The organism is Uliginosibacterium flavum, from assembly GCF_040566545.1.
Classification (GTDB): domain Bacteria; phylum Pseudomonadota; class Gammaproteobacteria; order Burkholderiales; family Rhodocyclaceae; genus Uliginosibacterium; species Uliginosibacterium flavum.
In genome coordinates this window covers 125587-150033 of sequence record NZ_JBEWZI010000007.1, presented here as the reverse complement: position 1 = coordinate 150033, position 24447 = coordinate 125587, and the positions used below count along the sequence as shown (strand labels likewise).

Here is a 24447-nt window from a genome sequence, read left to right as displayed (position 1 = left end):
GCACGCTGCGAATGATAGCCATGGCCGGATATTGATGCTGGCACATTAAGTGCTGAAGGCACATGTTTTGTTTTTTGAACAATTCACCGAGGATGGAACTCATGGTCTACCCCGATCTGGCTAAGAGCCTGGATCTGCCGAAACGTACCGTTGCCCTGGTGTTGGCCGGCGGACGTGGCAGCCGCCTGAAAAATCTGACGGACCGGCGTGCCAAGCCCGCCGTGTATTTTGGCGGCAAGTTCCGGATCGTTGATTTCGCCCTCTCGAATTGTCTGAACTCCGGTATTCGCCGCATCGGCGTGATTACCCAGTACAAATCGCACAGTCTCTTGCGCCACCTGCAGCGCGGCTGGGCCTTCCTCAAGCCGGAGATGAACGAGTTCATCGATCTGCTGCCCGCGCAGCAGCGCACCGATGATGAACGCTGGTATCAGGGCACGGCCGATGCGGTGTACCAGAATCAGGACATCATCGCGGCCTACGGCGCCGATTACATATTGGTGCTGGCCGGTGATCATATTTACAAGCAGAACTACGCGCTGATGATTGCTGATCACGTCGCCAAGGGGCGTGAATGCACGGTTGGCTGTATCGCCGTGCCACGCAAGGAAGCCAGCGATTTTGGCGTGATGGCGGTCGATGAAAACGACAATATCATCGAATTCATCGAGAAACCGGCCAACCCGCCAGCCATGCCGGGCAACCCCGAGATGTCGCTGGCCAGCATGGGCATCTATGTGTTCAATGCCCGCTATCTGTATCGTGAGCTGGAGCTTGATCTGGCCGATCCGAACTCCAGTCACGACTTTGGCAAGGACATCATTCCGCGTGCGGTGCGCAATGCACAGGCTGCGGCACATCCGTTTGCGCTCAGCTGCGTGCGTAATCGTACGGGCGAGGCACCGTATTGGCGCGATGTGGGTACCGTCGATGCGTACTGGGATGCCAATATCGATCTGACTGCCACCGAGCCGCAACTCAATCTGTACGACACCAGCTGGCCGATCTGGAGCTATCAGGCCCAGCTGCCACCGGCCAAATTTGTGCACAACGAGCCGGGTCGGCGTGGCGCCGCCATCGAATCGGTAGTGTCCGGCGGTTGCATCGTGTCGGGCGAAGTCGTGCGCACCATGCTCTTCAACAATGTGCGCGTGCACTCGCATGCACAGGTGCGCTGGTCGGTGCTGCTGCCGGGCGTGCAGGTCGGGCGGAATGTGCGTCTGAACAAGACAGTCATCGACCGCGACTGTGTCATCCCGGATGGCATGGTCATCGGTGAAGAGCCGGAACTCGATGCCCAGCGCTTTTACCGCACTGAAGGCGGTGTAACGCTGGTAACCCGCGACATGCTGCTCGCGTTGCAGTCATGAAGGTTTTGCACGTAGCGGCGGAAATTTTTCCGCTGGTGAAAACCGGGGGATTGGCGGATGTGCTGGGGGCCTTGCCGCAGGCATTGATCGGGCAGGGCGCCGATGTGCGCCTGCTCTTGCCTGGCTTTCCCGCCATTCTGGATGCCATTCTGGAGCCCAGCTGTGTCTGTGAAATCGGGACTGTGTTCGGTGCTGCGCGGGTGCGCCTGATGCGCGGGCACATGCCTTTCAGTCATGTGCCGGTGTATGTGCTTGATGCGCCGTATTTCTATCGGCGCAGTGGCAGCCCCTATCAAACCCATACCGGCGCCGAATGGCCTGACAACCTGCAGCGCTTCGCCGTGCTCGGTTGGGCGGCTGCGCAACTGGCCGCCGGCACGCTGGATGCGGACTGGATCCCCGATATCCTGCACGCGCATGACTGGCATGCCGCGATGGCTTGCGCCTACGTCGCGCAGCATTTGCCGACGCATGCTGCCACCGTGTTTACGGTGCATAACCTGGCTTATCAGGGCCTGTTTGCGCTGGCCGATTTCCATCTGCTGGGCTTGCCGGGGCGTTACGCCGCGCCGAGCGGGCTGGAGTATCACGGCCAGCTGTCCTTCATGAAGGCCGGCCTGAAGTTTGCCGACTGCATCACCACCGTGAGTGGCAGTTATGCCCGCGAGATTGCTACGCCCGAATTCGGCTGCGGTCTGGAAGGTGTGATTCAGGGCCGTGCCGGGGATGTGTTCGGGGTGCTCAATGGCGTGGATTACGCCGTCTGGAATCCCGAGCGGGACACGGGCATCGCCGCTAATTTCAGCGCGACCGATCTGGCGGGCAAGGCGTTGTGCAAGACCTGTCTCTTATACACATCTGTGCAGGGCAATGGCGATCATGCGCTGGAGGCTGCGTTTGTGGATGCGGCCGACAAGTATCCGGAGCAGGTGGCCGTGCGCACGGTGTATGACGAAGCACTGGCTCACCGCATCATCGCCGGCAGCGACGCGCTCTTCGTGCCCTCGCGTTTTGAACCCTGTGGCCTGACTCAGTTGTATGCCTTGCGTTACGGCAGTTTGCCGGTAGTGCGCAGCGTCGGCGGTCTGGCCGATACCGTCGTCGATGCCAGCGAGGCCCATCTGGCAGCCGACACTGCCACCGGCTTCAGCTTCAGTGAAGCCAGCAGCGCAGCGCTCAGCGCCCGGTTGGATCAGGTGTTTGCCCTCTACGCACAGCCGGCACGCTGGCAGCAGATGCAGCGCCGCGCGATGACTCAGGAGTTCTCCTGGGATGCCGCCGCACGCTCGTATTTGAAGCTTTACGAGGCGCTGCTGACCACGCAGTGAGGTGTGTGAAGAGCCGCGACCGGCAAGCTTCTTCAGCATGCCATGCCTGACAGGGCCGCCCTTGGCGGCTCTTCAGGCGGCTGCTTGCAGCAACGCTAAAACCCGTTTTCCCGATGCGGTGCCACGGCTGCACGAACATTCGGCTCGGTCAGTTCTGGCGCGCAAAGCTCGATAAAGCGGAAAGCATAGCCGCGCAGATAATGGCCACGGCGCACCGCAATCAGTGTGGTATTGCGGGCGAACAGGTGCGAAGCATCGATCAGGCGCAGATCGGTGTCCTTGGCTGGATTGAAGGCGCCCGGGGCGATGATGCCGACGCCCAGCCCCAGTTCGACGTAAGCCTTGATCACGTCGGCATCGAGCGCCGAGATCACGATATCCGGACTCAGATTGGCTTCGGCGAAGGCCTTGTCGATCTTGCTGCGCCCTGTAAAGCCGCTGTGATACGTGATCAGCGGATGCTCAGCCAGCGCGGCCAGCGTCAGTTCCGGCTCATCCAGCAAAGGATGGCCAACCGGCACGAGTACCGCATGATGCCAGTCGTAATAGGGAAAGGTCACCAATTCCGGTTCCGCATCAAGCGACTCGGTGGCGATACCAATGTCGGCGTCACCGGAGAGCAGCTGCTGTACGATTTCCTGCGGGCTGCCTTGATGCAGCGCGAGGTGCACTTTCGGATATTCCTGTTTGAAGCCTGTCACGATTTTGGGCAGGGCGTAACGCGCTTGCGTGTGAGTCGTGACGACCGTCAGCTGGCCCTGATCGCGCTGGGTGAACTGGTCGGCGAGTTTCTTGATGTTGCGTGCGTCCAGCAACATGCGTTCGACAATCACCACCAGTTCCTTGCCCGGCTCGGTCAAGCCGAGCAGACGCTTGCCGCGGCGGATGAAGAGTTCTACGCCCAGCTCGTCCTCCAGATCCTTGATGTGTTTGGACACGCCGGGCTGCGAGGTGAACAGCGCGTTGGCGACTTCGGTCAGGTTGTAGTTCTGCCGTACCGTTTCGCGCACGATGCGTAGTTGCTGGAAGTTCATGATCAGATCCCTGAGGCAATGTAGTGATCGGCGTTGGCTGGCGTCACTTGGGCGGGTGCCGGACTCTCGAATACCTTGAGGCGCGAGGGCACGAGCAGCACGTCGACGCCAGCGCGCAGTTGCAGAGTAATCAGGCGCTCCAGCGTCAGCTCGACTTCATGATGATGCAGAGTACCGTGAATATCTGTGCGTTCAAGCTCCACCCGGGCGGTCAGGCCAAACGCCTGGATGCGGGTGATGCGCGCGCGGATGCCGCTGGATTGTGACAGATCCGTTTCGATATCCAGCTCGTGCGGGCGCGCGAAGGCGATGACCTCGACGCCATCCGGAATGATGCTCTCGGCGTGGCCGAGTGATTGCCCGCCAACCTGAACTTCGCCCGGCGCCGAGCGCCCGTGGAAGAGATTGACCGAGCCCAGAAAGCTATACACAAACGGCGTCTTCGGCGCACTCCAGACTTCTTCCGGCGCGCCGATCTGCTCCACGCTGCCGTGGTTCATCAGCACCACGCGGTCGGCGACTTCCAGCGCCTCTTCCTGATCGTGCGTCACGAAGATGCTGGTGATGTGCAGTTCATCGTGCAGGCGGCGCAGCCAGCGGCGCAGCTCTTTGCGCACCTTGGCATCCAGCGCGCCGAAAGGCTCGTCGAGCAGCAGCACGCGCGGCTCCACCGCCAAAGCACGAGCCAGGGCAATGCGCTGGCGTTGCCCGCCGGAAAGCTGAGACGGGAAACGATCCGCCAACCAGTCCAGTTGAACGAGCTTGAGCAGTTCGGTGACTTTCTTGCGGATGATCGTTTCCGAGGGGCGCTCGTGACGCGGCTTCACGCGCAGGCCAAAGGCGATGTTGTCGAACACCGTCATGTGGCGGAACAGCGCGTAGTGCTGAAATACGAAGCCGACTTCGCGATCCCGGACGTGGGTGCCGGATGCATCGTTGCCTTCGAGGATCACATTGCCGCTGTCAGCCTGTTCCAGCCCGGCGATGATCCGCAGCAAGGTGGTCTTGCCGCAACCGGACGGGCCAAGCAGGGCGACCAGTTCGCCGGTCGGAAAGTCGAGCGTAACGTCGTTCAGGGCAACGAAATTGCCGAACTGTTTGCGGATGTTCTGGACTTGGATGCTCATGACACTTCTTCCTGTTGGCTATCACGCAGGCTTCGAGCAGCCTGCCATTCGATGTAAGTCTTGAGTACCAGCGTCACCAGTGCCAGCAAGGCCAGCAGCGAGGCTACGGCGAAAGCGGCCGCGAACTGGTACTCGTTGTAGAGAATTTCGATCTGCAAGGGCATGGTGTTGGTGACGCCGCGGATATGCCCGGACACCACGCTGACCGCGCCGAATTCACCCATGGCGCGCGCGTTACACAGCACCACGCCATACAGCAGACCCCATTTGATGTTTGGGAGCGTGACGTGCCAGAAGGTTTGCCAGCCACTGGCGCCCAACACGATGGCCGCTTCCTCTTCTTCCTTGCCCTGTGCCTGCATCAGCGGGATCAGCTCGCGGGCAACGAAGGGAAAGGTCACGAAGATGGTCGCCAGCACGATGCCGGGCACCGCAAACAGGATGCGGATGTCGTGCTCTTGTAGCCACGGCCCGAACCAGCCTTGCGCGCCGAACAGCAGCACATAGATCAGGCCCGCCACGACTGGCGATACCGAGAAGGGCAAGTCGATGAAGGTGATCAGCAACTGCTTGCCACGGAACTCGAATTTGGCAATCGCCCAGGCGGCAGAGACCCCGAACACCAGATTCAGCGGCACGGCAATCACGGCTGCGATCAGCGTCAAATATATCGCCGACAGCGCATCCGCTTCCGTGATGGCGGCAAGATAAACGTCCCAACCTTTTTTGAAGGCCTCCACAAACACCGTTGCCAGCGGCAGTAGCAGGAAGGCCGCGAAGAACAGCAGCGAGATGCCCAGCACTGTGTACTTCACCCAAGGATTGTCGCGGGTTGCGGCATTGTCCTCGTAGTGTCGCGGTGCATTCAATGAGGCGAGACGCGCCACATTCAGACTTGCAGTTGCGCCGGCCATTACACCGTCCTCCCGATCCGGCGTGTCGACCACGCCTGCAAACCATTGATGATGAAGAGCAGCACGAAAGACAGCACCAGCATGACTGCCGCAATGCTGGTGGCGCCGGTGTAATCGTATTGCTCCAGTTTGGTGATGATCATCAGCGGCGTGATTTCCGAAACCATTGGGATGTTGCCGGCGATGAAGATCACCGAGCCGTATTCACCGACTGCGCGCGCAAAGGATAGGGCGAAGCCGGTCAGCAGGGCCGGTAGCAGAGCCGGGAAAATCACGAAGCGGAAGGTATCCCAGCGCTGCGCGCCCAAGCTTGCGGCGGCCTCTTCCAGCTCGGTCTCCAGATCTTCCAGCACCGGCTGAACGGTGCGCACCACAAAGGGCAGGCCGATGAAGATCAGCGCCAGCAGTACGCCCCAGGGCGTGAAGGCAATGCGCACGCCGTGCTCGGCAGCGATGCTGCCGACCCAGCCCTTGGGCGCATAGATCGCCGTCAGCGCGATGCCGGCCACTGCTGTGGGCAGCGCGAAAGGCAGGTCAATTAAGGCGTCCACGATCTTGCGACCCGGAAAACGGTAACGCACCAGCGACCAGGTCAGCAGCAGGCCGAACACGCTGTTGATGGCGGCCGCGATCAGCGAGGCGCCGAAGGACAGACGGAAGGACGCCAGCACACGCGGCGACGTCACCGTCAGCCAGAAGTGCTCCCAGCCACCCGTAGCCGTCTTGATGAACACTGCCGACAACGGGATCAGCACCAGCAAGGAGAGATAGAACAAGGTATAGCCCAAGGTCAGCTTGAAGCCGGGCAGGACTCTGAAGGTCTTTTGTGGGGTCGTCATGTGCGGGCTTGCGTTATATGAAATGACCACAGTTTATGGATCTCTATATACGAAACGAACGAATAAAAGCTGCGTTGCTTATTCTAAATATGAGTAAGGGTGGGTTTGGCTATCCGTATTTCGATATGGGAAAGATGTATGAGTAATTGATGACGCCGGATGCAGAATCAGGTCAACGCTTTGCCATCACGTGCCGTTAATCTCCCTATGTGCCAGCTTCTTGGAATGAATTCTTTCAAACCTGCCCAGTTGAGTTTCTCGCTGGAAGGTTTCCTGCGCAGGGGCGGCGAGACCGGCGAGCATGCCGACGGCTGGGGTATTGCCCTGTATGAAGAGCGGCGCTGCCACCTGCTGATCGACGAGCAGCCTTCGGCTCAATCCCTGATGGCGCAATGGATACAGCAATATTCCACGCGCTCGCGCAACATCATCGCGCATATCCGCAAGGCGACACAGGGCGTGGTCAGCGCCACCAACTGCCATCCCTTCATGCGCCAGTTGTGGGGCCGGGAATGGTCGTTTGCACATAATGGCAATCTGGACGTCGCGGCCTTGCCGCGTGCGGAGCACTTTCAGCCGGTCGGGCAGACGGATAGCGAGCTGGCTTTCTGCCTGCTACTGGACGCGCTGGTTCGACGCTTTGGTGAAACGGAACCGGCGCCGGAGGCTTTGCATGAGGTGCTGGCCGAAACCACCCGGCAGATCGCGGCTTCGGGGACGTTCAATTTCGTGCTGTCCAATGGCGAAGTGCTGTTCGCCCATCGCAGTACGGAACTGCATTACGTCCTGCGTGCGCATCCCTTTGGGCGGGCGCTGCTGCTGGATTGCCAGCTGGGCATCGATTTTTCGCGGATCAACCATCCTGACGACCGTATGGTCATCATCGCCACCCAGCCATTGACCGATGAGGCCTGGCTGCCTTTGCCGCAGGGCGAGCTGGTGGCGTTTGCCGGTGGGCGCCGTTCAAGCCCACTTGGTCTGGTGGGGGCTTGAGTCCAGCTTTGCGATTGCGTGATGAAACACATCCGTTCGCAAATCAGCGCGCTTAACAGATTCCGGCGTTTCAATAGCCGCTACATGCGCCCCACTCGACTACGCAAAGCCGCGTGTTGAAGCCTGTCAAAGATAGTCTTCCCGCCGCGGCGCGAAGACTTCGATAGCCACCGAATCCGCCAGTACTTCGGCGCCATGCTCCACGCCGCCGGCAATGCACCACGCATCGCCCGGCTGTAAATCGCGCACCTCTTCGCCAATCGACAAACGCAGGCTGCCGCTGACCAGATAGCCGGTCTGCTCATGCGGGTGCGCATGGCGTGGCAGGGGGAAGCCTTTCTGCAGACGAAATTCCACCATCAGCGTTTTGTCGCCGTGCACCAGCGTTTTGCGTTCGATGCCGGGCAGGGCGGGGATATAGGCGTCTTCACTATGCAAGGCAAACATGCAATCACTCCTGGGTGGCAAGGGTCAGTCGCCATTGTCGTAAACCATGTCTCGGCGTCAAGGACGAATCAATTTCGACCTGCAGCCAGGGCACGCAAGGCCTTTGGCACACGTTTTTTCATGCCCTGCCTGAAGAGCCGCACCTGGTGGCTCTTTGCAGAGTGCCTGCCTGGAGAAGTCCTCTGTGCGCGGCTCTCCGGGCAGGGCATGGTTGTGAGCTGGTGCCATGCGCCAAAGTGCGAACTCTCCGTGTCACATCACCACGCCTCATTCGCCATCTTTTTGCGTCGGGCCAACTCCTTCTGGCTTGGCTCGGTACTCAGGAACGAACCGGGCCGGACATCGCCGTCTGGTACATAGGTACTCATCACAACGCCGCTGGTCGAAACCTGGGAGCGAACGAGGCGAAGTGCCGATGGCTTCGCTGCCGCGCTGAAGAGGCGCTTGCCCTGCCCAAGCAGCACTGGAAAAGTCCACACGTTGTACTCGTCGATCAGTGAGGCTGCCTGCAGCGTTTGGATCAAATTGCCGCTGCCTATGATCTGCAGATCGAGGCCTGCTTGGGCCTTGAGAGCGATGATTGCCGAGATGACATCGCCGTGAAGCAGGCTGAGTTGTTCCAGTGCAGCTCCATCAAGCTGCGCGAAGCAACATGCTTTTTCGCCGCATTGAGCGTTTTCGCAATCGGATGGTCCTCCGGCTGATAAGGCCGGTAGGCTTCGAATATCTGATAGGTCCTGCGCCCGAGCACCAGTTCGCGATCCTTGCCGTCGAAACCGGCTGCCGAGATGTTCATGCTTTCGTCCCCGTAGCCGGCCATCCAGCCGCCAAAGGCAAAACCGCCAGTGGGGTCTTCTTCCGGACCGCCAGGTGCTTGCATGATCCCATCAAGCGACACAAACGTGGATGCGATGAGCTTTCTCATGGAAACACTCCTGTCTTGAGGCGGGTCCGGCTCATGCAGGCTAGCCGGCAGCCGTTATTTCCGCGAGAACTTGTTCGCTAGCTGAGTAAGCTTTTCCATCCGTTCCACTTCAGCGCGGGCGGCTCGTTCAGCTTTGTCTTTTTCGGCTTGCACGGCCTTGTTCTCTTCTGCGCGTTTCTTGAAGCGATCAAACAGCTCCTTGCTGGCCAGGGCGCGCTGTTCTTCGCTCACTTCACCTGCCGGCGAATCGTCCAGATTGAAGCGCTGGGTCGCGATCTGCAGGTTTTTCAGATAGCGCACGGAACGGGTGTGCATCCCGAGTGCGGCACGCAGTTGCTTGCGATTTATTTCGGGGCGGGTTTCCAGCAGTTGCTTGTCGATGCCGATAGCCAGCGGCAGACTTTTTCCGAGGACTTCGTATTCCTGCTGCAGCTGTTTCAGCAAATCCTTTGCAGAAGGCTGGGGTGCTTCGGTGCTGGCGACTTCGGTCATGTTGTGCGTTTTGAGAGTGTTGTTCAGGGGCACAGTTTAACCAAAAGGGCTGCTGGAACTGCTGTTCGGCAGCCATTTATAGATCCTGTCCGATGAAATCTGAACTTTGACGCACAAGCCCATGAACGTAGCCCGGCATGCAGCCCTTCGACATGCTCAGGATAAACCGGGCTTCGCCCGACGGAATCCGGGGCTTCTTGCCCGCCGCTCAGACCTGATGCACCACGCGCCTCGCGGTTGCGGCTGTGGGAGCGACGTCCTCGTCGCGAAAGGCTTCACGACGAGGACGTCACTCCCACATAAACCCGCCCACTACCCAGACAGGTCCCGGATTGTGCTTTGCTGCAGACAGGCTGCGTACCCCGATTTTCATTGGGCCGGATCAACAGGCTGCTTGTTCCGTGGGGCTTAGCGCGGCCCGATCTGGTCAAACACGCCACCGTCGGCAAAGTGAATCTTCTGGGTTTTCTGCCAGCCACCGAAGACTTCATCGATAGTGAAGAGTTTTACCGGAGCGAACTGCTTGACATATTTGGCAGCAATCTTCGGGTCTGTCGGGCGGTAGAAATTCTTGCCGGCAATGTCCTGACCTTCCGGTGAATACAGGTATTGCAGGTAGGCCTCAGCCACCTTGCGGGTGCCTTTCTTGTCGACCACCTTGTCTACGATGGAAACCGGCGGCTCGGCCAGGATGGATACGGAAGGCGTCACGATCTCGAACTTGTCTGCCCCCAGTTCCTTGACGGCCAGATAGGCTTCGTTCTCCCAGGCAATCAGCACGTCACCAATGCCCCGTTCAGTGAAGGTCGTAGTCGATCCGCGCGCACCGGAATCCAGCACCTTCACATTGCTGAAAATCTGCTTCACGAACGACTTGGCCGAGGCCTCATCGCCACCATTGTGTTTGATGGCATAGGCCCAGGCAGCAAGGTAGTTCCAGCGTGCACCACCTGAAGTTTTCGGGTTGGGCGTGATGACTTCAATACCGGAACGGGCCAGATCCGCCCAGTCCTTGATTTTCTTCGGATTGCCCTTGCGCACCAGAAACACAATGGTCGAGGTGTAGGGCGAGGCATTGTGCGGCAGACGTTTTTGCCAATCCGGTGCGATAGATTTGGCTTTTTCGGAAATGGCATCAATATCGTAGGCCAGGGCCAGGGTCACCACATCCGCTTCCAGTCCATCAATCACGGTCCGAGCCTGACCTCCCGAGCCACCGTGAGAGGCCTTGATGGAAACGGTTTCTCCGGTCTTGGCTTTCCAATATTTGGCAAAAGCCGCGTTGTAGCTTTGATACAGCTCACGCGTGGGGTCGTAGGAAACATTCAGCAGGGTGACGTCAGCCAGCGCCTGGCTGGCGGAGAGCAGACCGAGCAGGGCGGCTGCGATCAATCTATTGCGTGGGGAGAGCTTCATTGGAGCGTCCTTTCGTTATTGGAGTGAAGCGACAGGGACACTTTATGGGCGGCGGCTTATCAGGCGAACGAATAAAAACCGAATTGCTAATAACAAAAATGCCAGCCTGTATGAGGAAGCCCGTTGGGTGAGGCTGCCCGGGCATGCTCGAAGCGGGGTTTTTGCCTACCTAAGGGTAATTTGCCGCGGGTTTTGTACTGGTCGGGGCGGGCGCTGCTATCTTGAAAAATTCGGGTATTCCGGGGTTTGCGATGTCGGGTTCGTTGCGAGCTGTTTGGCGTGGTCTGCTGTGCTGCGGCATGGCGGGTTTTGCGCTGGGCGCTGCGGCGGCCGACAAGCTGGTGTTCTGTGCGGAAGATCGGGATATCCGGCCGTGGATTACGCGTGACGGCAGGGGTCTGAATTTTGAGTTGCTCAATCGTGTGGCGCGGCAAGCGGGCTTGCGTTTCGAGTATCGCCAGACTTCCTGGAAACGCTGTCTCGAAGATTTGAAACAGAACAGCGTGGATGGTGCTTTTGGTGCCAGCTTCAAGGCCGAGCGGCTGGAGTTCGGCGCCTATCCCGGCGGCGAGCGGGCAGACCCGCGCAAGCGCCTGAACATGGATCGTTATGTGCTGGTGCGACCCAAAGGCGCGCGGGTTGACTGGGATGGCAAGCGTTTGAGCGGTTTGAAAGGCCCGGTCGGGGTGCAGCTGGGCTATTCCATTGCCGATCATTTACGCAGCATGGGCGTGGCGGTGGATGAGGGCTCGCCCGGTGCGGCCGAGTTGCTGCGCAAGTTGCTGGCCGGACACGTGGAGGCCGTCGCGATGCTGGACGGCGAGGCGCGCAGCCTGCTGGCCGAAGATCTTCGTTATGCCGCACTGCTGGAAATCGTGGCGCAGCCTTTGGTCGAAAAGCCGTATTATCTGCTGCTCTCGCACCGTTTCCTGGCGGCGCGCCCGGAGCTGGCCGAGGCGATCTGGCAAGGTATCGAGCAGGTGCGCGAATCGCGCGACTATCAAGCGCTGGAGAAGCAGTAAACGATGCGGGCCGACCGAGCACCGCACGACTTCACGTACAGTGAGGAGACACGATGCGGTTGAATTTGTTTGATCGATGGCAGGCGAGCTTCCGCTTCCGCCTGGTGGTGGCGACAATTGTCGCGATTACCGTGATGGTGGGGCTGTATTCCACGGTGCAATACGTGCGCCACGTGCACACGGCCGAGGCCGCCCAGAAGGCGCGCGCAGAAGGCTTGGCCAGTCTGATGGCCGAATCTCTGGCCCAGCCCATGTTCGATTTCAATACCGTGGCGGTGCAACTGGCAGTCAAGGCCTTGGGCTCGCACACGGATATCCGCTGGGTGCGGGTGACTGACAACAATGGCGATGTGGTGGTGGATACCGGCAACGAGGTGCAGGCCAGTGAGTTGCTGCTGACCCTGCGCCGGCCGATTACCTACCGCGATGGCCCGCGTCTGCTGGAAGTCGGAAATATCCAGATGGCGTTCTCACGCAAAACCCTGGATGCTGAAATTTTCAAGGCTTCGATCGAGATCTTGCTGGGTGGTTTCTTTGTGGCCATTGGTACCGTGCTGGCAGCGTTATGGGCTTTCCGTTCGCTGACCCAGCCCTTGGGGGCGGTTGCGCGGGGTCTTGATCAACTGGCGGCCGGCCAGACCAATATTGTTTTGCCTTCGGCGCAGCGTGACGATGAGTTCGGGCGCATGCATACCGCGATGGCGCGCTTCCGCGATGCGCTGCTGGAGCGCAAGCGTGCCGAGACCGCGATTCGCGACAACGAACAGCGTTTCCGTGATTTTTCACAGAGCTCGGCCGACTGGTTCTGGGAGCTGGATGCGCGCCTGCGCTTCAGCTACTTCTCCGACAATTTCGCCCTCATCCTGGGCGTCGATCCTTCCAGTCTGCTGGGCAAGACGCGGATTCACCTTGCCGATTTTGCGGTGCTCAACCAACCCTCGGTGCGCGCCGAACTGCTCGGCCGGCTGGCATGTCGCGAGGCCTTTCGCAATGTTGAATACCATGCCCGCAAGGCCAACGGAGAGCTGCTGTGGATCTCGGTAAGCGGCGTGCCGCATTACGCGCCGGACGGCGCATTCCGCGGCTATCGCGGGGTGGGGCAGGACATCACCGCGCGTCGCAACGCCGAGGAAGTGGCGCGCAAATTATCGCTGGCGGTGGAGCAGAGCCCGAATAACGTCATCATCACCAATGCGGCGGTCGAGATCGAATATGTGAACGAGGCCTTCACGCGGATCACTGGCTACACGCTGGATGAGGTGCGCGGGCGCAACCCGCGCTTTCTGCACTCTGGTCAGACGCCACCGGAAACCTTTGTCGCCATGTGGCAGGCCCTGAGCGCCGGTCTGCCCTGGCAGGGGGAGCTGATCAACCGCACCAAGGATGGCGTGGCTTACGTCGAGCAAGGCTTCTTCGCACCCTTGCGTCAGCCAGATGGCACGATCAGCCATTACCTGGCGATCAAGGAGGACATTACCGACAAGAAGCTGGCCGAACTCGAACTGGACGGCTATCGCCAGCATCTGGAGCAGATGGTGAATGAGCGCACGACGGAACTGGCCGAAGCCAAGGAGGCGGCCGAAGCCGCCAGCCGCGCCAAGGGTTCCTTCGTCGCCAACATGAGTCACGAAATTCGCACGCCGCTGAATGCTGTGCTGGGTCTGGCGCGCATCATCATGCGCGAGAACGATGGCCGCAAATCCGGACGCACGGCCGGACAGATCCTTGAGGCCGGCGAGCATCTGCTCTGTGTGATCAACGACATTCTGGATTTTTCGCGGATCGAGGCGGGCAAGCTGCTGATTGAGCTGCGTCCCTTCCGTCTGGCTGTTTGTATCGAAGAGGCGATCAAACTGGTGGCCGAGCGGGCGCGCGCCAAGGACCTGCATTTATTTACCGAGCATGGCACAGGCATGCCGGAATGGGTGGAGGGCGACCGTCTGCGTATCGAGCAGATCCTGATCAATCTGCTCTCGAATGCCGTCAAATTTACCGATAGCGGCCGCGTGGTCCTGTCCTTGTCACGCAGCGGGGAGCAGATCCAGTTCAAGGTGGCTGATTCGGGCATCGGCATGAGTGTCGAGCAGGTGCAGCGCCTGTTCCAGCCTTTCGAGCAGGCCGATGCCTCGACCACGCGCAAATACGGTGGATCGGGCCTGGGCCTGATCATCAGCCGCAATCTGGCCCGTCAGATGGGCGGCGATATCACGGTCGACAGTGGGGTGGGGCGCGGCAGTGTGTTCACGCTGAGCCTGCCCCTGCGCGAAGCAGTTGCCGAGGGTAGTGCTGCGGTGGCGCAAAGTGGCACGCAGCGCCTTGCCGGCCTGCGCATTCTCGCGGTGGAGGATATGGAGCTGAACCGCATCGTGCTTGATGACATGCTCGAAAACGAAGGCGCTACCGTTCTATTTACGCAGCATGGCCAGCAAGCCCTGAGCCTGCTGGAAAAACAGGGCGCCGATGCGTTCGATATCGTGCTGACGGATATCCAGATGCCGGTGATGGATGGTTACGAGCTGGCTCAGCGCATCCGCGTGTTGCAGCCCGCCCTGCCGGTGATCGGCCTGACCGCCCACGCCATGCCCGAGGAGCGGCAGCGTTGCCTGAGCTCCGGCATGGTGGCGCACGTCAGCAAACCGATTGATTGCAGTGCCCTGGTGGCGAGCATTCTTGAGCATGTGGCGCGTGCGCCGGCACTGCCTGCCAGCATGTTGTTGTCTGATCCTGTGCTGCCCTCGCGCAGTGGCCTGATCGACTGGACCGCGCTGTCGGATCGTTATCGTGGACGCGGCGAGTTTGCCGAAAAGTTACTCGCCATTCTCGTACGCACGCACGCCGAAACACCGCTCAAGCTGCGCAATGCCGCGCGTGCCTACGACATCGAAACCATCAAGAGTCTGGCGCATACCCTGCAAGGCATCGCCGGCAATGTCGAGGCCGTCGCCTTGCATGCGCTGGCGATTCAGGCCGAGCAGAGTATTCGCGAAGGTCGCGACGACAGCCTGGCGCTGGCCGAGCAACTGGCAGCAAGCATGGATGAATTGCTCGATATGCTGAAGAGCCGCTCCTGACGCGCTTGTGCACATAGCCTTGCTGAAGAGGCGCACTGCTGTTGCCTGTGCGTTGGGGTGCGCTGGAGAGGCCCATTGGATGGGGGGCTACAGCTGTCCTTTCAGCCGCTCTTGAAGTGTCGTCGCCTCCGCGCGCAAGGCTGCCACAAAGTGATCCGCCAGCGGCGTTGAGGGCCGGTATTCGGGCCGGACCATGCTGACCCGGAACGGAATCGACACCGTAAAGCGCCGCAGCGCCAGTCCGCGTTCGGCGTAATCCAGAGCGGTGAGCGGATTCACGATTGCTAGCCCTAATCCCTCGCGCACCAGACTGCACACCGAGGCGGCGCTCTGGGTTTCGAGCTGCATGCGGCGCGCTACGCCACGCTCACGAAATACTGCATCAAGCTGAATGCGGTAGGGGTCGCCGGGGGCGAGGCTGATGAAGGGCTGATTCGCGAAATCGGCGGGGCGCAGTGCCGGTTTGGCGAGCAGTGCGTGACCCGTCGGCAGTACGCAAACCTCGTCGGCTTCCAGCAGCACTTCCAGTGCCGTGCCGGGCGGGGCGCTGGCGTGTTCGGTGAGGCCCAGATCAAAACGCTGTGCGCTGAGCCACTCCTCCAGCACGGGGGATTCCTGTGGCGTTATCGTTACGCTCACCTGCGGATGTTGTGCAAAGAAGCGCTTGCAGACAGCTGGCAGCAGCGCCTGTGCGAAGGCCGGCACGCACACCAGCGCGAGCTGCCCGCCGCGTGCTTCGCGTAAATCGGCCGCAGTGGCGAGGATGCGTTCCAGCCCTTGGTAGGACCGTTGCACCTCTTCATACAAAGCCAGCGCGCGCGCCGTGGGCTTGAGCCGGCCGCGCTGGCGGTCGAACAACGCATAGCCCAGCAGCTGTTCAAGGCGCGCCAGATCGCGGCTCACCGTGGGTTGTGAGGTGAATAGCAGACCGGCGGCGCCGGTGACGCTGCCCGCGCGCATCACGGCGCGGAAGACCTCGATGTGGCGGTGTTCGATTTCCATATCAGAAGTGAATTGATTGTGTGAATAAAAGCATTGTACTGAATTGATGGTGGCTGGCATGCTTCGTTCCTACGCAAACCTCGCCCGGAACACTTTTATGCAAAAGCCCCTAGATCACCGCCGCCTGCGCGCCCTTGCCGCCGAATTCGGCACGCCCCTGTGGCTTTACGACGCCGCCGTGATCCGCGAACGGATTGCCGCGCTGAAGGCCTTCGATCACATCCGTTTCGCCCAGAAGGCCTGCTCGAACATCCACATCCTGCGCCTGATGCGCGAGCAAGGCGTGGTGGTGGACGCGGTGTCGCCGGGCGAGATTGCGCGCGCGCTGGCGGCGGGCTTCAGTTCAAAGGGTGGTAAGAGCGAGATCGTGTTCACCGCCGATCTGGCCACCGAAGACACGCTGGCACTGGTCGTGGCGGAAGAGATTCCGATGAACGCCGGCTCGATTGACATGCTGCGTCAGCTGGGCGAGAAGTCGCCGGGTCATCGCGTCTGGTTGCGCATCAATCCGGGTTTCGGTCACGGCCACAGCAACAAGACCAACACCGGCGGCGAGCACAGCAAGCACGGCATCTGGCATGCCGATCTGCCTGCCGCGCTGGTGGTGATTGCGCAATTTGGTTTGAAACTTGTCGGCCTGCACATGCACATTGGCTCGGGCGTGGACTACAGCCACCTGCAGCAGGTCTGTGGCGCGATGGTCGATCTGGTCAAGGCGGCCGGGCAGGACATCGACGCCATCTCGGCCGGCGGCGGCTTGTCGATTCCCTACCGCGACACCGATGCACTGATCGACACGGCGCATTACTTCGGCCTGTGGGACGCCGCGCGTAAGGAAGTCGAGGCGCATCTGGGCCATCCGGTGAAGCTGGAGATCGAGCCGGGGCGTTATCTGGTCGCCGAATCCGGTCTGCTGCTGTCCGAGGTGCGCGCCACCAAGGACGTGGGCAAGAACCACTTCGTGCTGGTCGATGCGGGTTTTAGTGATCTGATGCGGCCTTCGATGTATGGCAGCTTCCACGCCATCAGCATCGTGCCTGCGGCGGATGAAGATCTGAGCCAGCGCCCGCTGCGCGACAGCGTGGTGGCCGGCCCGCTGTGTGAATCCGGCGACGTATTTACCCAGACCGACGGCGGCGTGGTCACCCCGCGCAGCCTGCCCGCCGCGCAGATCGGAGACTTGCTGGTGCTGCACGATACCGGCGCTTATGGCGCGAGCATGTCATCGAACTACAACAGCCGTCCGCTGATTGCCGAGGTGCTGCTGGATGGCGAGGGTGGCAACAACGCGCGCCTGATCCGCCGGCGTCAGACGATTGAAGAGTTGTTGGCGTTGGAGGCCTGAGCCGCAGCCTGCGGCTGAGGTCTGAGCAATGAGGATTGAGAGGGCTTTGTAGGAGCGGCTTTAGCCGCGAATGCGCGCGTGATTCGCGGCTAAAGCCGCTCCTACGGAAAACGGATCGCGCCATTTGGAAAAACTCTCAGCCTTTGATCTGAAAATCGCTCTACCCCAAGAGCCGCGCCTGACAAGCCTCTTCAGGCATGCATGCTGCAGAGCAAGGCGGTATACGGCTCTACAGGCAGCGCCAAAATACAAAAAGCCCGGTTCTCGAACCGGGCTTTTTGCTGTGTGGCGGGGCTTACAGGCTGCAGAAGGTCAGCTCGAAGGGAATGTCGGTTTCCGCCAGACGCGCACGCGCGGTGAGATCCGGGGTCACGAAGCGGATGTTGAAAGCGTATTTGTTGGCGCTGATCTCCGGCAGTACGCCGGCTTCGCGTTCAAGGCGTACGCGCACCAGCTGGGCGTGGCGGCCAGTCATCATGATCTGGTAGCCGCCGCGTTTGGCGACTTGATTCTCGACGCGGCCGCTGTCACGCAGCAGGCGCAGGATGATGGTCAGGCCATCACGAATCGGCAGCATCGGCGCGAGCCAGCCGTGGATGTCGTGCTGACGTTTGTCGGCATCGCGGTTGAGCCAGTAGTGATAGGACGGCAGATCGAATTCGCATACGCCGCCAGGGATGCCGGCGCGCGAGCGGATTGCCATCAGCCATTCGGATTCACGCAGATACTGACCAACGCGTCCGGCCATAGTCAGCAGCGCGCTGCTGGCGTGTTCGATTTCGTAGAGTGCGCCGGACAGGGCTTCTTCAGAGATTTGTGGATTGTCGCGGAAGGCCAGCAGGATCTGACGCTGGCGTTCAAGTTCCTGAACCAGATCGACCTTCAGGTCGGCACGGCCGGCAACATCAAGGATTTCGAAGAGGGCGAGCAGCGCTGCGTGGTGTTCGTAGGCGCCGTCAGAGAGCGAGAAATGCTGCACCTTGTCGAACAGGTCTTCCAGGCGCAGCAATGTGCGGATGCGTTCGCTCAGAGGATATTCGTAGGTAATCACCGCAATTCGCTGTTCTTGTCTGGATGTTGTGCGCATTCGGGCCAAAGTGCTGGCGCATCATAACATCAAGATTTGACAAATGGCTTTGCAGATTCAAGGAGATAGTGCTGGTGCAGAGCATCAATCCGGGCTTGCAGTGCAGCATGTTCTCCGGAGTTGTCGATGACCTCGGTGGCCGCGGCCAGGCGTGCTTCCCGGCTGGTCTGGGCGGCCATGATGCGGCGCGCCTCCGCTTCACTCAAGGCGCTGCGGGCCATGAGGCGCTGGAGCTGGATTTCCGGCGGGCAATCGACGACCAGAATTCGGTCGCAGCGCGCGCGATAAGCCGCAGATTCGATCAGCAGCGGCACCATCAGCAGTGCGTAGGGCGAGCTGGCCCGCGCCAGTTGCGTCGCGCATTCGGTGCGGATCATGGGATGCAGAATCGCTTCAAGGCGGCTGCGGGCGCTGCTGTCGGTGAACACCAGTTGGCGCATTGCGGCGCGATCCATTGCGCCATCGGCTTGCTGCATTGTTTGACCGAACTCGGCGGTGATGGCCGGCATGGCCGCACCACCCGGAGCGGTGAGTTGGTGGGCGATTTCGTCTGCATCGACGACGCAGACGCCGTGCGCCGCAAAGCCCTGGGCGACGGTGCTTTTGCCGCTACCGATGCCGCCCGTCAGGCCGACGATGAAATTACGGTGTGTTGCTGCAGACATCGCGCTGCGCATCGGCGTGCGTTGTCAGGAAGTCCGTGATCAGCGGTTCCAGAAATTCATTGCGGCCACTGATTTCGGCGCGGGCGTTGTTGTTGGTGTTGTCGCGCACCGTGATGCGGGCGGATTTGATGTTCTTCTTCTTGAGTTGTTCGATCAGGCGATTGGCGGCTTCTTCGCTGCGGAACAGGCCCAGCGAGATGGCAAACTGGGTAGGGCCGCTGTCGCGCACGATGATGTAATCCTCGATGCCCGCCTTGGCGAGAATTTCACCGCGCTTGGTGGCGCCATCCTTGCCGCCGTTGGGCGGGATATTCACCCAATAGGAGGTGGGCGTGACGCCGATCAGACGCACCGCCAGTCCGTCGCCCTGGCGGGCGGCTTGTTCGGAAATTTGCTGGGTGGCTTCCAGGTTGAGATTGCGCAGCGCGATGCAGCTGATCGTGTTCGGGCTTTGTGCGGGAGGGATACCCGCGCTGGTGGATACTGCCGTGGGCGCGGTCGCAATGATCTGGATGTTTTCAGGGGTGAGCTGGCGGGTGAGGCGATCTGCCTCGCCGGTCGGCGCCCAAGGCAACTGAAAGCCCAACAGGGGCAGGGCTGATAGCGTTGCCAGCATGATGTTGGCAGCGAGCAGCAAATAGAAAAATGGGCGCAGGGTCTTCATAAGTCCGTGATTATCGCGTGCTGCCGGGTGGCTACCAAGCCTTCTTGTCAGGAACTCTCGCCGGTTGTTGCGTTTTTGCCGGATTCTGTCGCGATGGCGAGCAGGCCATCCATGATCAGCCAGGGCTGCAAACGGGCGCGCGCGCCCAGATGCGGCGCTAGCGCTTCGGCATGGCCACCGGCCAGCAGGATCGGCGCGTTAGCCGGCAGCAGGGCTACCATGCGTTCGATGGCACCGAGCTGTGCGTGCAGACAGCCGGTACGAATCGCGGCATGGGTCTCGGTGGGCGGCGTCAACAGGGCTTCTACGGGTAGGCAGCCCTGAGCACGAGGCAGGGCAGCGGTCTTCGAGGAGAGGGCCTCAAGCATCAGATCCAGCCCCGGCAGGATGCAGCCTCCGGCGAAGATGCCCGGCTGGCGCACGATGTCCACGGTGGTGGCGGTGCCGGCACACACCACGAGGCAGTCCGCGCGAAGCTGCTGCCAGGCGCCGATGGCGGCCGCCCAACGATCCGGGCCGAGCTGAGCGGGCTGGGCGTAGTCGCAGCGCAGGCCGCAGCGCGTTGCGCTGGCCTGCAGCCATTCGACGGGCGCGGAAAAGCCGGCCAGCGCCTGCTGCAGGCGTTCCGCCATGGCGGGCCCGGCGACATTCGCAATGAGGATGCGTTGCGGCCGGAAGCCGGCCGGCAGGCTGGCGAGTAGTTGCGTCACATCGTCCAGCGCGCTGCGCAGCAGCCAGTGGCTGCCGTCATGGCAGGCGATCTTGACGCGGGAATTGCCGGCATCGATGAGCAGGAACATGTCAGCGACTCATCGGGGCGAGGCTGACGTCGCCGCCCGTAATCAGCAGATGGGCGCCGTAGGCCGTGTGCAGGATCAGCGCACCGTCGGCCGCGACATCACCGCAGTTGCCCAGATGTTCGCCGCTTTCCGAACTGACCCGCACCGGCAGGCCGAGCAGGGCATTGCGTGCGCACCAGGCGGCGCGCAGAGCCGTGAAGCCTTCACTGCCGAAGCGATCGAGCACGCTGGCCAACTCGCGCAGCACGGCGCCCAGCACCACTTCGCGTGGCAGGAGGAGGTCTTCGTCACTCAGGGCGGCGCTGGCGTGGCCCAGCTGGGTTTCAAGTTCCGCATCGTGGCGCAGGTTCAGCCCGATGCCGATGATCAGGCCGAGTCCGTTGCTGTCGAAGGCGACTTCGATCAGCACGCCGCCAAGTTTTTGCCCCAGCAACCAGATGTCATTGGGCCACTTGAGGCCGACACCGCGCGCGCCGAGGCTTTCCAGCGCCTGTGCCACGGCTAGCCCGACGGCGAGGCTGAGGCCCGCGCTACGCACCGCTGGTGGCAGGCGCCAGAGCAAGGAAAAAGTCAGGCTGTTGTCCGGCGAGGACAGCCAGCTGCGGCCACGCCGCCCGCGCCCGGCGGTCTGCACGTCGGCCACCAGCACCGATCCGGAGGCCGCGCCCTTGGCCGCGCGTTCCTGCAGCACCGTGTTGGTGGAGCTGCACTCAGCCAGCCAGTCCACATCGAAGCGCGCCCGTGCTGTGCCCAGCTGGCTGAGCAGCAGCGCGTAATCGAAGGCGGGGCGTGCAAGCATGGGCATGACGATAAATTGTTGGGGTGCGGGAGAGCGGAAGTCTAGCAGTCAGAGCCCGGTCGCGGCTGGATCAGAGTTGAGCTCAGGACTGAGGCATGGCAATCCGGCAGTGCTCCGGCACGGCGTCATCCGGCCCGCCGATGCAGGTCCAGCTGATGCGGCCTTCGCTCAGGGCGGGGATCAGCAGGAGGGTTTGCCCCGCATGCCCGCCCTTGATGATGATCATGCCGCTGTCTTCGATGCGGAGCAGATCCGGCACGCTCGATTCCAGCTGGGGCGTGTCGATGCCAATGCCTGCGCCGCTCAGCGTTCCGGCTTTCAAGGCGCGTGCGGCGATGAGCTGCTGGGTGTCCTGCATTTGGGCCAGCCAGCCGCCGGATTCGGCACGGGCGCGGTAATCGGCAAAGAAAGGGACGGTCAGGGAGGCGATCGCGACAATGGCGATCGCGCCCAGGCAATCCAGGATGAAACTTTTCATGAGGAGGTGAGGCGCTGCGTGACGGAGCTCAGGCTAGATTGCGACTGAGCCCCTGGTCTTATTTTGGATAGCCTGCCGTGTCGAGTGCCGTGCCCCAGGCGCCAGGTTCAAAGCCTTCAATGAATTTGCGGCCGACGGTGACGGAGGGCAGGAAAATCTCTTTCTTGCCGCTCAGTTGCTTGAGGGCATCACCGTCTTCAGCGGTCTTGAGGATTTTCTCGCTGAACGGCGCCTTGCGTTTCTGCAGCCACTGGCGGGCGGTGGCGCAATGCTCCTTGCAGCTCTCATCGACATACAGGGTGATCGGGAAGCGCTCGGCGGCCTGCTTGGTTTCGAAGGGCAGCTTGTCCTGTTCAATCTTGCTGTCGTAGAGGCGGCGCGCTTGCGCGTCAGCTTCTGGCGGTGGCAAATCGGAGTAATTGGCTTTGCCGTTCTTGTCGGTCCAGCGGTAGACCTCGGCACCGGCGCTCAGGGATGCGAGCAGGGTGACGAGGCTCAGTGCGATGCAGGCTATTTTCATCGAATCAATTCTCCAGATCCAAAAATCAGGCGCTCATGCCCAAGTGGCGCAACAGCGCATCCGGCTGCGGTTCGCGGCCCCGGAAGGCTTTGAACGAAGCCAGTGCCGGGCGCGAACCGCCTACCGACAGAATCTCGGCCAGGTAACGCGCGCCGGTCACCGGATCGAGCACGCTGCCACCGGCCGGGCGGGCTTCCTCGAAGGCGGCGAAAGCGTCTGCCGACAAGACTTCGGCCCACTTGTAACTGTAGTAACCAGCGCAGTAGCCGCCGGCAAAAATATGGCTGAAGCTGTTGGCGAAACGATTCCAGGCGGGCGGGAAATTGACTGCCACTTCACGCCGCACTTCATCCAGCAAGGGTTGCACACCGACGGCCGGATCAAGTTGCCAGTCATGGTGCAGGCGCAGGTCGAAGAGTGCAAATTCAAGCTGCCGGACGGTCTGCATGCCGCTCTGGAAGTTCTTGGCGGCGATCATCTTGTCGAAAAGTGCGCGTGGCAGCGGCTCGCCCGTGTCCACATGGCCGCTCATGTCGCGCACCACATCCCATTCCCAGCAGAAATTCTCCATGAACTGGCTCGGCAGCTCGACCGCATCCCATTCCACGCCGGAGATGCCCGATACCCACAGGTCTTCGACCTGAGTGAGCAGGTGATGCAGACCATGACCGGTCTCGTGGAACAGGGTCTGCACGTCGTCGTGGCTGAACGTCGCCGGTTTGCCATCCACCGGGCCGGGGAAGTTGCACACCAGATAGGCCAGCGGCGTCTGGATGCCGTCGGCGGTGCGGCGGCGGCTGATCGCGCTGTTCATCCAGGCGCCGCCGCGTTTGGTATCGCGCGCATGCAGATCGAAGTAGAACTGGCCGATGAGTTGGCCATCGCGTTCGATGCGGAAGAAGCGCACGTCCTCATGCCACACCGGCGCCTGATCTTCGCGGATGCTCACGCCGAAGAGCTTCTCGACCACGCTGAAGAGTCCGGCAATCACGCGCGGCTCCGGGAAATACTGCTTCACTTCCTGATCGGAGTAGCTGTAGCGCGCCTGACGCAGTTTTTCCGAGGCCCAGGTAATGTCCCAGGCCTGCAGATCGGCGAGCTTCAGTTCGCTGGCGGCGAATTCGCGCAGCTCGCGCATGTCGCGTTCGGCGAAGGGTTTGGCCTTGACCGCCAGATCGCGCAGGAAGCCCAGTACCTGCGCGGGTGATTCGGCCATCTTGGGTTGCAGCGAGACCTCGGCGAAGTTGGCGAAGCCGAGCATCCGGGCCTGCTCCGTGCGCAGGGCGATGATGCGGGCGATCAGCGGTGCGTTGTCCCATTCCGGATGATCTGCTTCGGCCGAAAATTCCGAAGCGCGGGTAGCGGAGGCGCGATACATGCGACTGCGCAGCTCGCGGTCTTCGGCGTACTGCATGATCGGGAAATAGGACGGCATGTGCAGCGTGAAGATCCAGCCCGGCTTGCCGGCGCGTTCCGCCGCAGCCCGGGCGGCACTTTTGACATCCTCGGGAAGGGCCGCCAGGCGGGCTTCTTCAAGCACCTGTTCGGTGTAGGCGTTGGTCGCATCGAGGACGTTTTCCGAGAATTTGGCGGCCAGCGCGGCCAGTTCTTCCTGAATGGCCTGGAAGCGAGGTTTCTGCTCTTCCGGCAGCTCCGCACCGGACAGGCGGAAGTCGCGGATCTCGTTGTCGATGATGCGCTGGCGCGTCGGGCTTAGCGTGGCGAATTCGCTGCTTTCGCGGATCGCCTTGTACTTGGCGAAGAGCGCCAGATTCTGGCCCAGCTCGGAATAATAGCGCGTCACTTCGGGCAGCAATTCGTTGTACGCCTCGCGCCAGGGCGGGGTGTCCATGACGCTGTGCAGGTGACCGACGATGCCCCAGGCGCGCGACAGCTGTTCGCCGCCATCGACCAGCGGAGCGACGAAGGCGTCCCAGCTGGCAGGCACTTCGGTGCTGGTCTGGCGGGCGATCAGGGCACGGCCGGCCTCCAGCAGCGGGCGAATGGCCGGGCCGACGGCCTCGGGCTGGATGGCATCAAAACGGGGCAGAACCGAGAAGTCGAGGAGCGGGGAGGTCATTTTTATGCGGCCTTGGGCAAAAAGCGGGG

General features: G+C 61.3%; 24 protein-coding genes. 6 read left to right on the top strand and 18 right to left on the bottom strand.

The features are described from left to right. Window positions 1–101 precede the first annotated feature (101 nt). Together glgC and ABXR19_RS08485 are read left to right on the top strand one after the other, a co-directional pair. Complete coding sequence (gene glgC, locus ABXR19_RS08490) at window positions 102–1370, top strand: glucose-1-phosphate adenylyltransferase (RefSeq protein WP_354600688.1); 1269 nt, start codon at window positions 102–104, stop codon at window positions 1368–1370. Beyond that, window positions 1367–2698, top strand: coding sequence for a glycogen synthase (locus ABXR19_RS08485; protein WP_354600687.1), 1332 nt, complete (start codon window positions 1367–1369; stop codon window positions 2696–2698). The genes glgC and ABXR19_RS08485 overlap by 4 nt, the downstream gene beginning before the upstream one ends. Window positions 2699–2793: 95 nt before the next feature. On the opposite strand, the gene ABXR19_RS08480 is transcribed toward ABXR19_RS08485, so the two are convergent. Genes ABXR19_RS08480 through cysT form a run of 4 tightly spaced genes read right to left on the bottom strand, consistent with a single transcriptional unit; the run spans window position 2794 to window position 6612 of the window. Further along, window positions 2794–3732, bottom strand: a complete 939-nt coding sequence (locus ABXR19_RS08480) for a CysB family HTH-type transcriptional regulator (RefSeq protein WP_354600686.1) — start codon at window positions 3730–3732, stop codon at window positions 2794–2796. 2 nt (window positions 3733–3734) lie between these two features. Then, window positions 3735–4859 carry a sulfate/molybdate ABC transporter ATP-binding protein gene (locus tag ABXR19_RS08475; RefSeq protein ID WP_354600685.1) on the bottom strand — a complete coding sequence of 375 codons (1125 nt, stop codon included), beginning with the start codon at window positions 4857–4859 and terminating at the stop codon, window positions 3735–3737. Beyond that, window positions 4856–5773, bottom strand: coding sequence for a sulfate ABC transporter permease subunit CysW (gene cysW, locus ABXR19_RS08470; protein WP_354600684.1), 918 nt, complete (start codon window positions 5771–5773; stop codon window positions 4856–4858). Before cysW ends, ABXR19_RS08475 begins: the two co-directional genes overlap by 4 nt. Continuing rightward, window positions 5773–6612 carry a sulfate ABC transporter permease subunit CysT gene (cysT, locus tag ABXR19_RS08465; protein WP_354600683.1) on the bottom strand — a complete coding sequence of 280 codons (840 nt, stop codon included), beginning with the start codon at window positions 6610–6612 and terminating at the stop codon, window positions 5773–5775. Before cysT ends, cysW begins: the two co-directional genes overlap by 1 nt. Before the next feature lie 159 nt (window positions 6613–6771). Here cysT and ABXR19_RS08460 point away from each other — a divergent pair, with 159 nt between their 5' ends. Next, window positions 6772–7605, top strand: coding sequence for a class II glutamine amidotransferase (locus ABXR19_RS08460; RefSeq protein WP_354600682.1), 834 nt, complete (start codon window positions 6772–6774; stop codon window positions 7603–7605). Between the two features lie 126 nt (window positions 7606–7731). Here the strand turns inward: ABXR19_RS08460 and ABXR19_RS08455 are convergent, their stop codons facing one another. The 5 genes from ABXR19_RS08455 to ABXR19_RS08435 all read right to left on the bottom strand — a co-directional run bounded on the left by ABXR19_RS08455 (window position 7732) and on the right by ABXR19_RS08435 (window position 10885). Further along, window positions 7732–8052, bottom strand: coding sequence for a cupin domain-containing protein (locus ABXR19_RS08455; protein ID WP_354600681.1), 321 nt, complete (start codon window positions 8050–8052; stop codon window positions 7732–7734). 257 nt (window positions 8053–8309) lie between these two features. Continuing rightward, window positions 8310–8591, bottom strand: a complete 282-nt coding sequence (locus ABXR19_RS08450) for a dihydrofolate reductase family protein (RefSeq protein ID WP_354600741.1) — start codon at window positions 8589–8591, stop codon at window positions 8310–8312. Next, window positions 8588–8977, bottom strand: a complete 390-nt coding sequence (locus ABXR19_RS08445) for a dihydrofolate reductase family protein (RefSeq protein WP_354600680.1) — start codon at window positions 8975–8977, stop codon at window positions 8588–8590. The genes ABXR19_RS08450 and ABXR19_RS08445 overlap by 4 nt, the downstream gene beginning before the upstream one ends. A gap of 54 nt (window positions 8978–9031) precedes the next feature. Beyond that, window positions 9032–9469, bottom strand: coding sequence for a ProQ/FINO family protein (locus ABXR19_RS08440; protein WP_354600679.1), 438 nt, complete (start codon window positions 9467–9469; stop codon window positions 9032–9034). Between the two features lie 408 nt (window positions 9470–9877). Continuing rightward, window positions 9878–10885 carry a sulfate ABC transporter substrate-binding protein gene (locus ABXR19_RS08435; protein WP_354600678.1) on the bottom strand — a complete coding sequence of 336 codons (1008 nt, stop codon included), beginning with the start codon at window positions 10883–10885 and terminating at the stop codon, window positions 9878–9880. A 221-nt stretch (window positions 10886–11106) separates the two neighbouring features. Here ABXR19_RS08435 and ABXR19_RS08430 point away from each other — a divergent pair, with 221 nt between their 5' ends. Both ABXR19_RS08430 and ABXR19_RS08425 read left to right on the top strand, forming a co-directional pair. Further along, window positions 11107–11907, top strand: a complete 801-nt coding sequence (locus ABXR19_RS08430) for a substrate-binding periplasmic protein (protein WP_354600677.1) — start codon at window positions 11107–11109, stop codon at window positions 11905–11907. 53 nt (window positions 11908–11960) lie between these two features. Then, window positions 11961–14978 (top strand): PAS domain S-box protein, encoded by a 3018-nt coding sequence (locus ABXR19_RS08425; protein ID WP_354600676.1) that lies wholly within the window; start codon window positions 11961–11963, stop codon window positions 14976–14978. Between the two features lie 87 nt (window positions 14979–15065). Here ABXR19_RS08425 and ABXR19_RS08420 read toward each other — a convergent pair whose 3' ends face one another. Further along, entirely contained in the window at window positions 15066–15980 is a 915-nt protein-coding gene (locus tag ABXR19_RS08420) for a LysR family transcriptional regulator (RefSeq protein WP_354600675.1), read from the bottom strand. A 97-nt stretch (window positions 15981–16077) separates the two neighbouring features. Between ABXR19_RS08420 and lysA the strand changes: the two genes are divergently transcribed. Then, on the top strand, window positions 16078–17325 hold the full coding sequence (lysA, locus tag ABXR19_RS08415) for a diaminopimelate decarboxylase (RefSeq protein ID WP_354600674.1): 1248 nt from the start codon (window positions 16078–16080) through the stop codon (window positions 17323–17325). Between the two features lie 295 nt (window positions 17326–17620). Here lysA and zapD read toward each other — a convergent pair whose 3' ends face one another. The 8 genes from zapD to ABXR19_RS08375 form a co-directional block, all read right to left on the bottom strand. Next, window positions 17621–18376 carry a cell division protein ZapD gene (zapD, locus tag ABXR19_RS08410; protein ID WP_354600673.1) on the bottom strand — a complete coding sequence of 252 codons (756 nt, stop codon included), beginning with the start codon at window positions 18374–18376 and terminating at the stop codon, window positions 17621–17623. Between the two features lie 65 nt (window positions 18377–18441). After that, window positions 18442–19077, bottom strand: coding sequence for a dephospho-CoA kinase (gene coaE / locus ABXR19_RS08405; RefSeq protein ID WP_354600672.1), 636 nt, complete (start codon window positions 19075–19077; stop codon window positions 18442–18444). Continuing rightward, on the bottom strand, window positions 19055–19741 hold the full coding sequence (locus ABXR19_RS08400; protein WP_354600671.1) for an SPOR domain-containing protein: 687 nt from the start codon (window positions 19739–19741) through the stop codon (window positions 19055–19057). The genes coaE and ABXR19_RS08400 overlap by 23 nt, the downstream gene beginning before the upstream one ends. A gap of 47 nt (window positions 19742–19788) precedes the next feature. Then, window positions 19789–20541 (bottom strand): type III pantothenate kinase, encoded by a 753-nt coding sequence (locus ABXR19_RS08395; RefSeq protein WP_354600670.1) that lies wholly within the window; start codon window positions 20539–20541, stop codon window positions 19789–19791. Between the two features lies 1 nt (window position 20542). Next, a complete protein-coding gene (locus ABXR19_RS08390; RefSeq protein ID WP_354600669.1) occupies window positions 20543–21346 on the bottom strand; it encodes a biotin--[acetyl-CoA-carboxylase] ligase in 804 nt (267 codons plus the stop codon). 76 nt (window positions 21347–21422) lie between these two features. Continuing rightward, window positions 21423–21818, bottom strand: a complete 396-nt coding sequence (locus tag ABXR19_RS08385; protein ID WP_354600668.1) for a hypothetical protein — start codon at window positions 21816–21818, stop codon at window positions 21423–21425. 58 nt (window positions 21819–21876) lie between these two features. Beyond that, entirely contained in the window at window positions 21877–22338 is a 462-nt protein-coding gene (locus ABXR19_RS08380; RefSeq protein ID WP_354600667.1) for a DUF4124 domain-containing protein, read from the bottom strand. 25 nt (window positions 22339–22363) lie between these two features. Continuing rightward, window positions 22364–24418: a M3 family metallopeptidase gene (locus ABXR19_RS08375; RefSeq protein WP_354600666.1), complete on the bottom strand. Its 2055-nt coding sequence runs from the start codon at window positions 24416–24418 to the stop codon at window positions 22364–22366. Window positions 24419–24447: the final 29 nt, after the last annotated feature.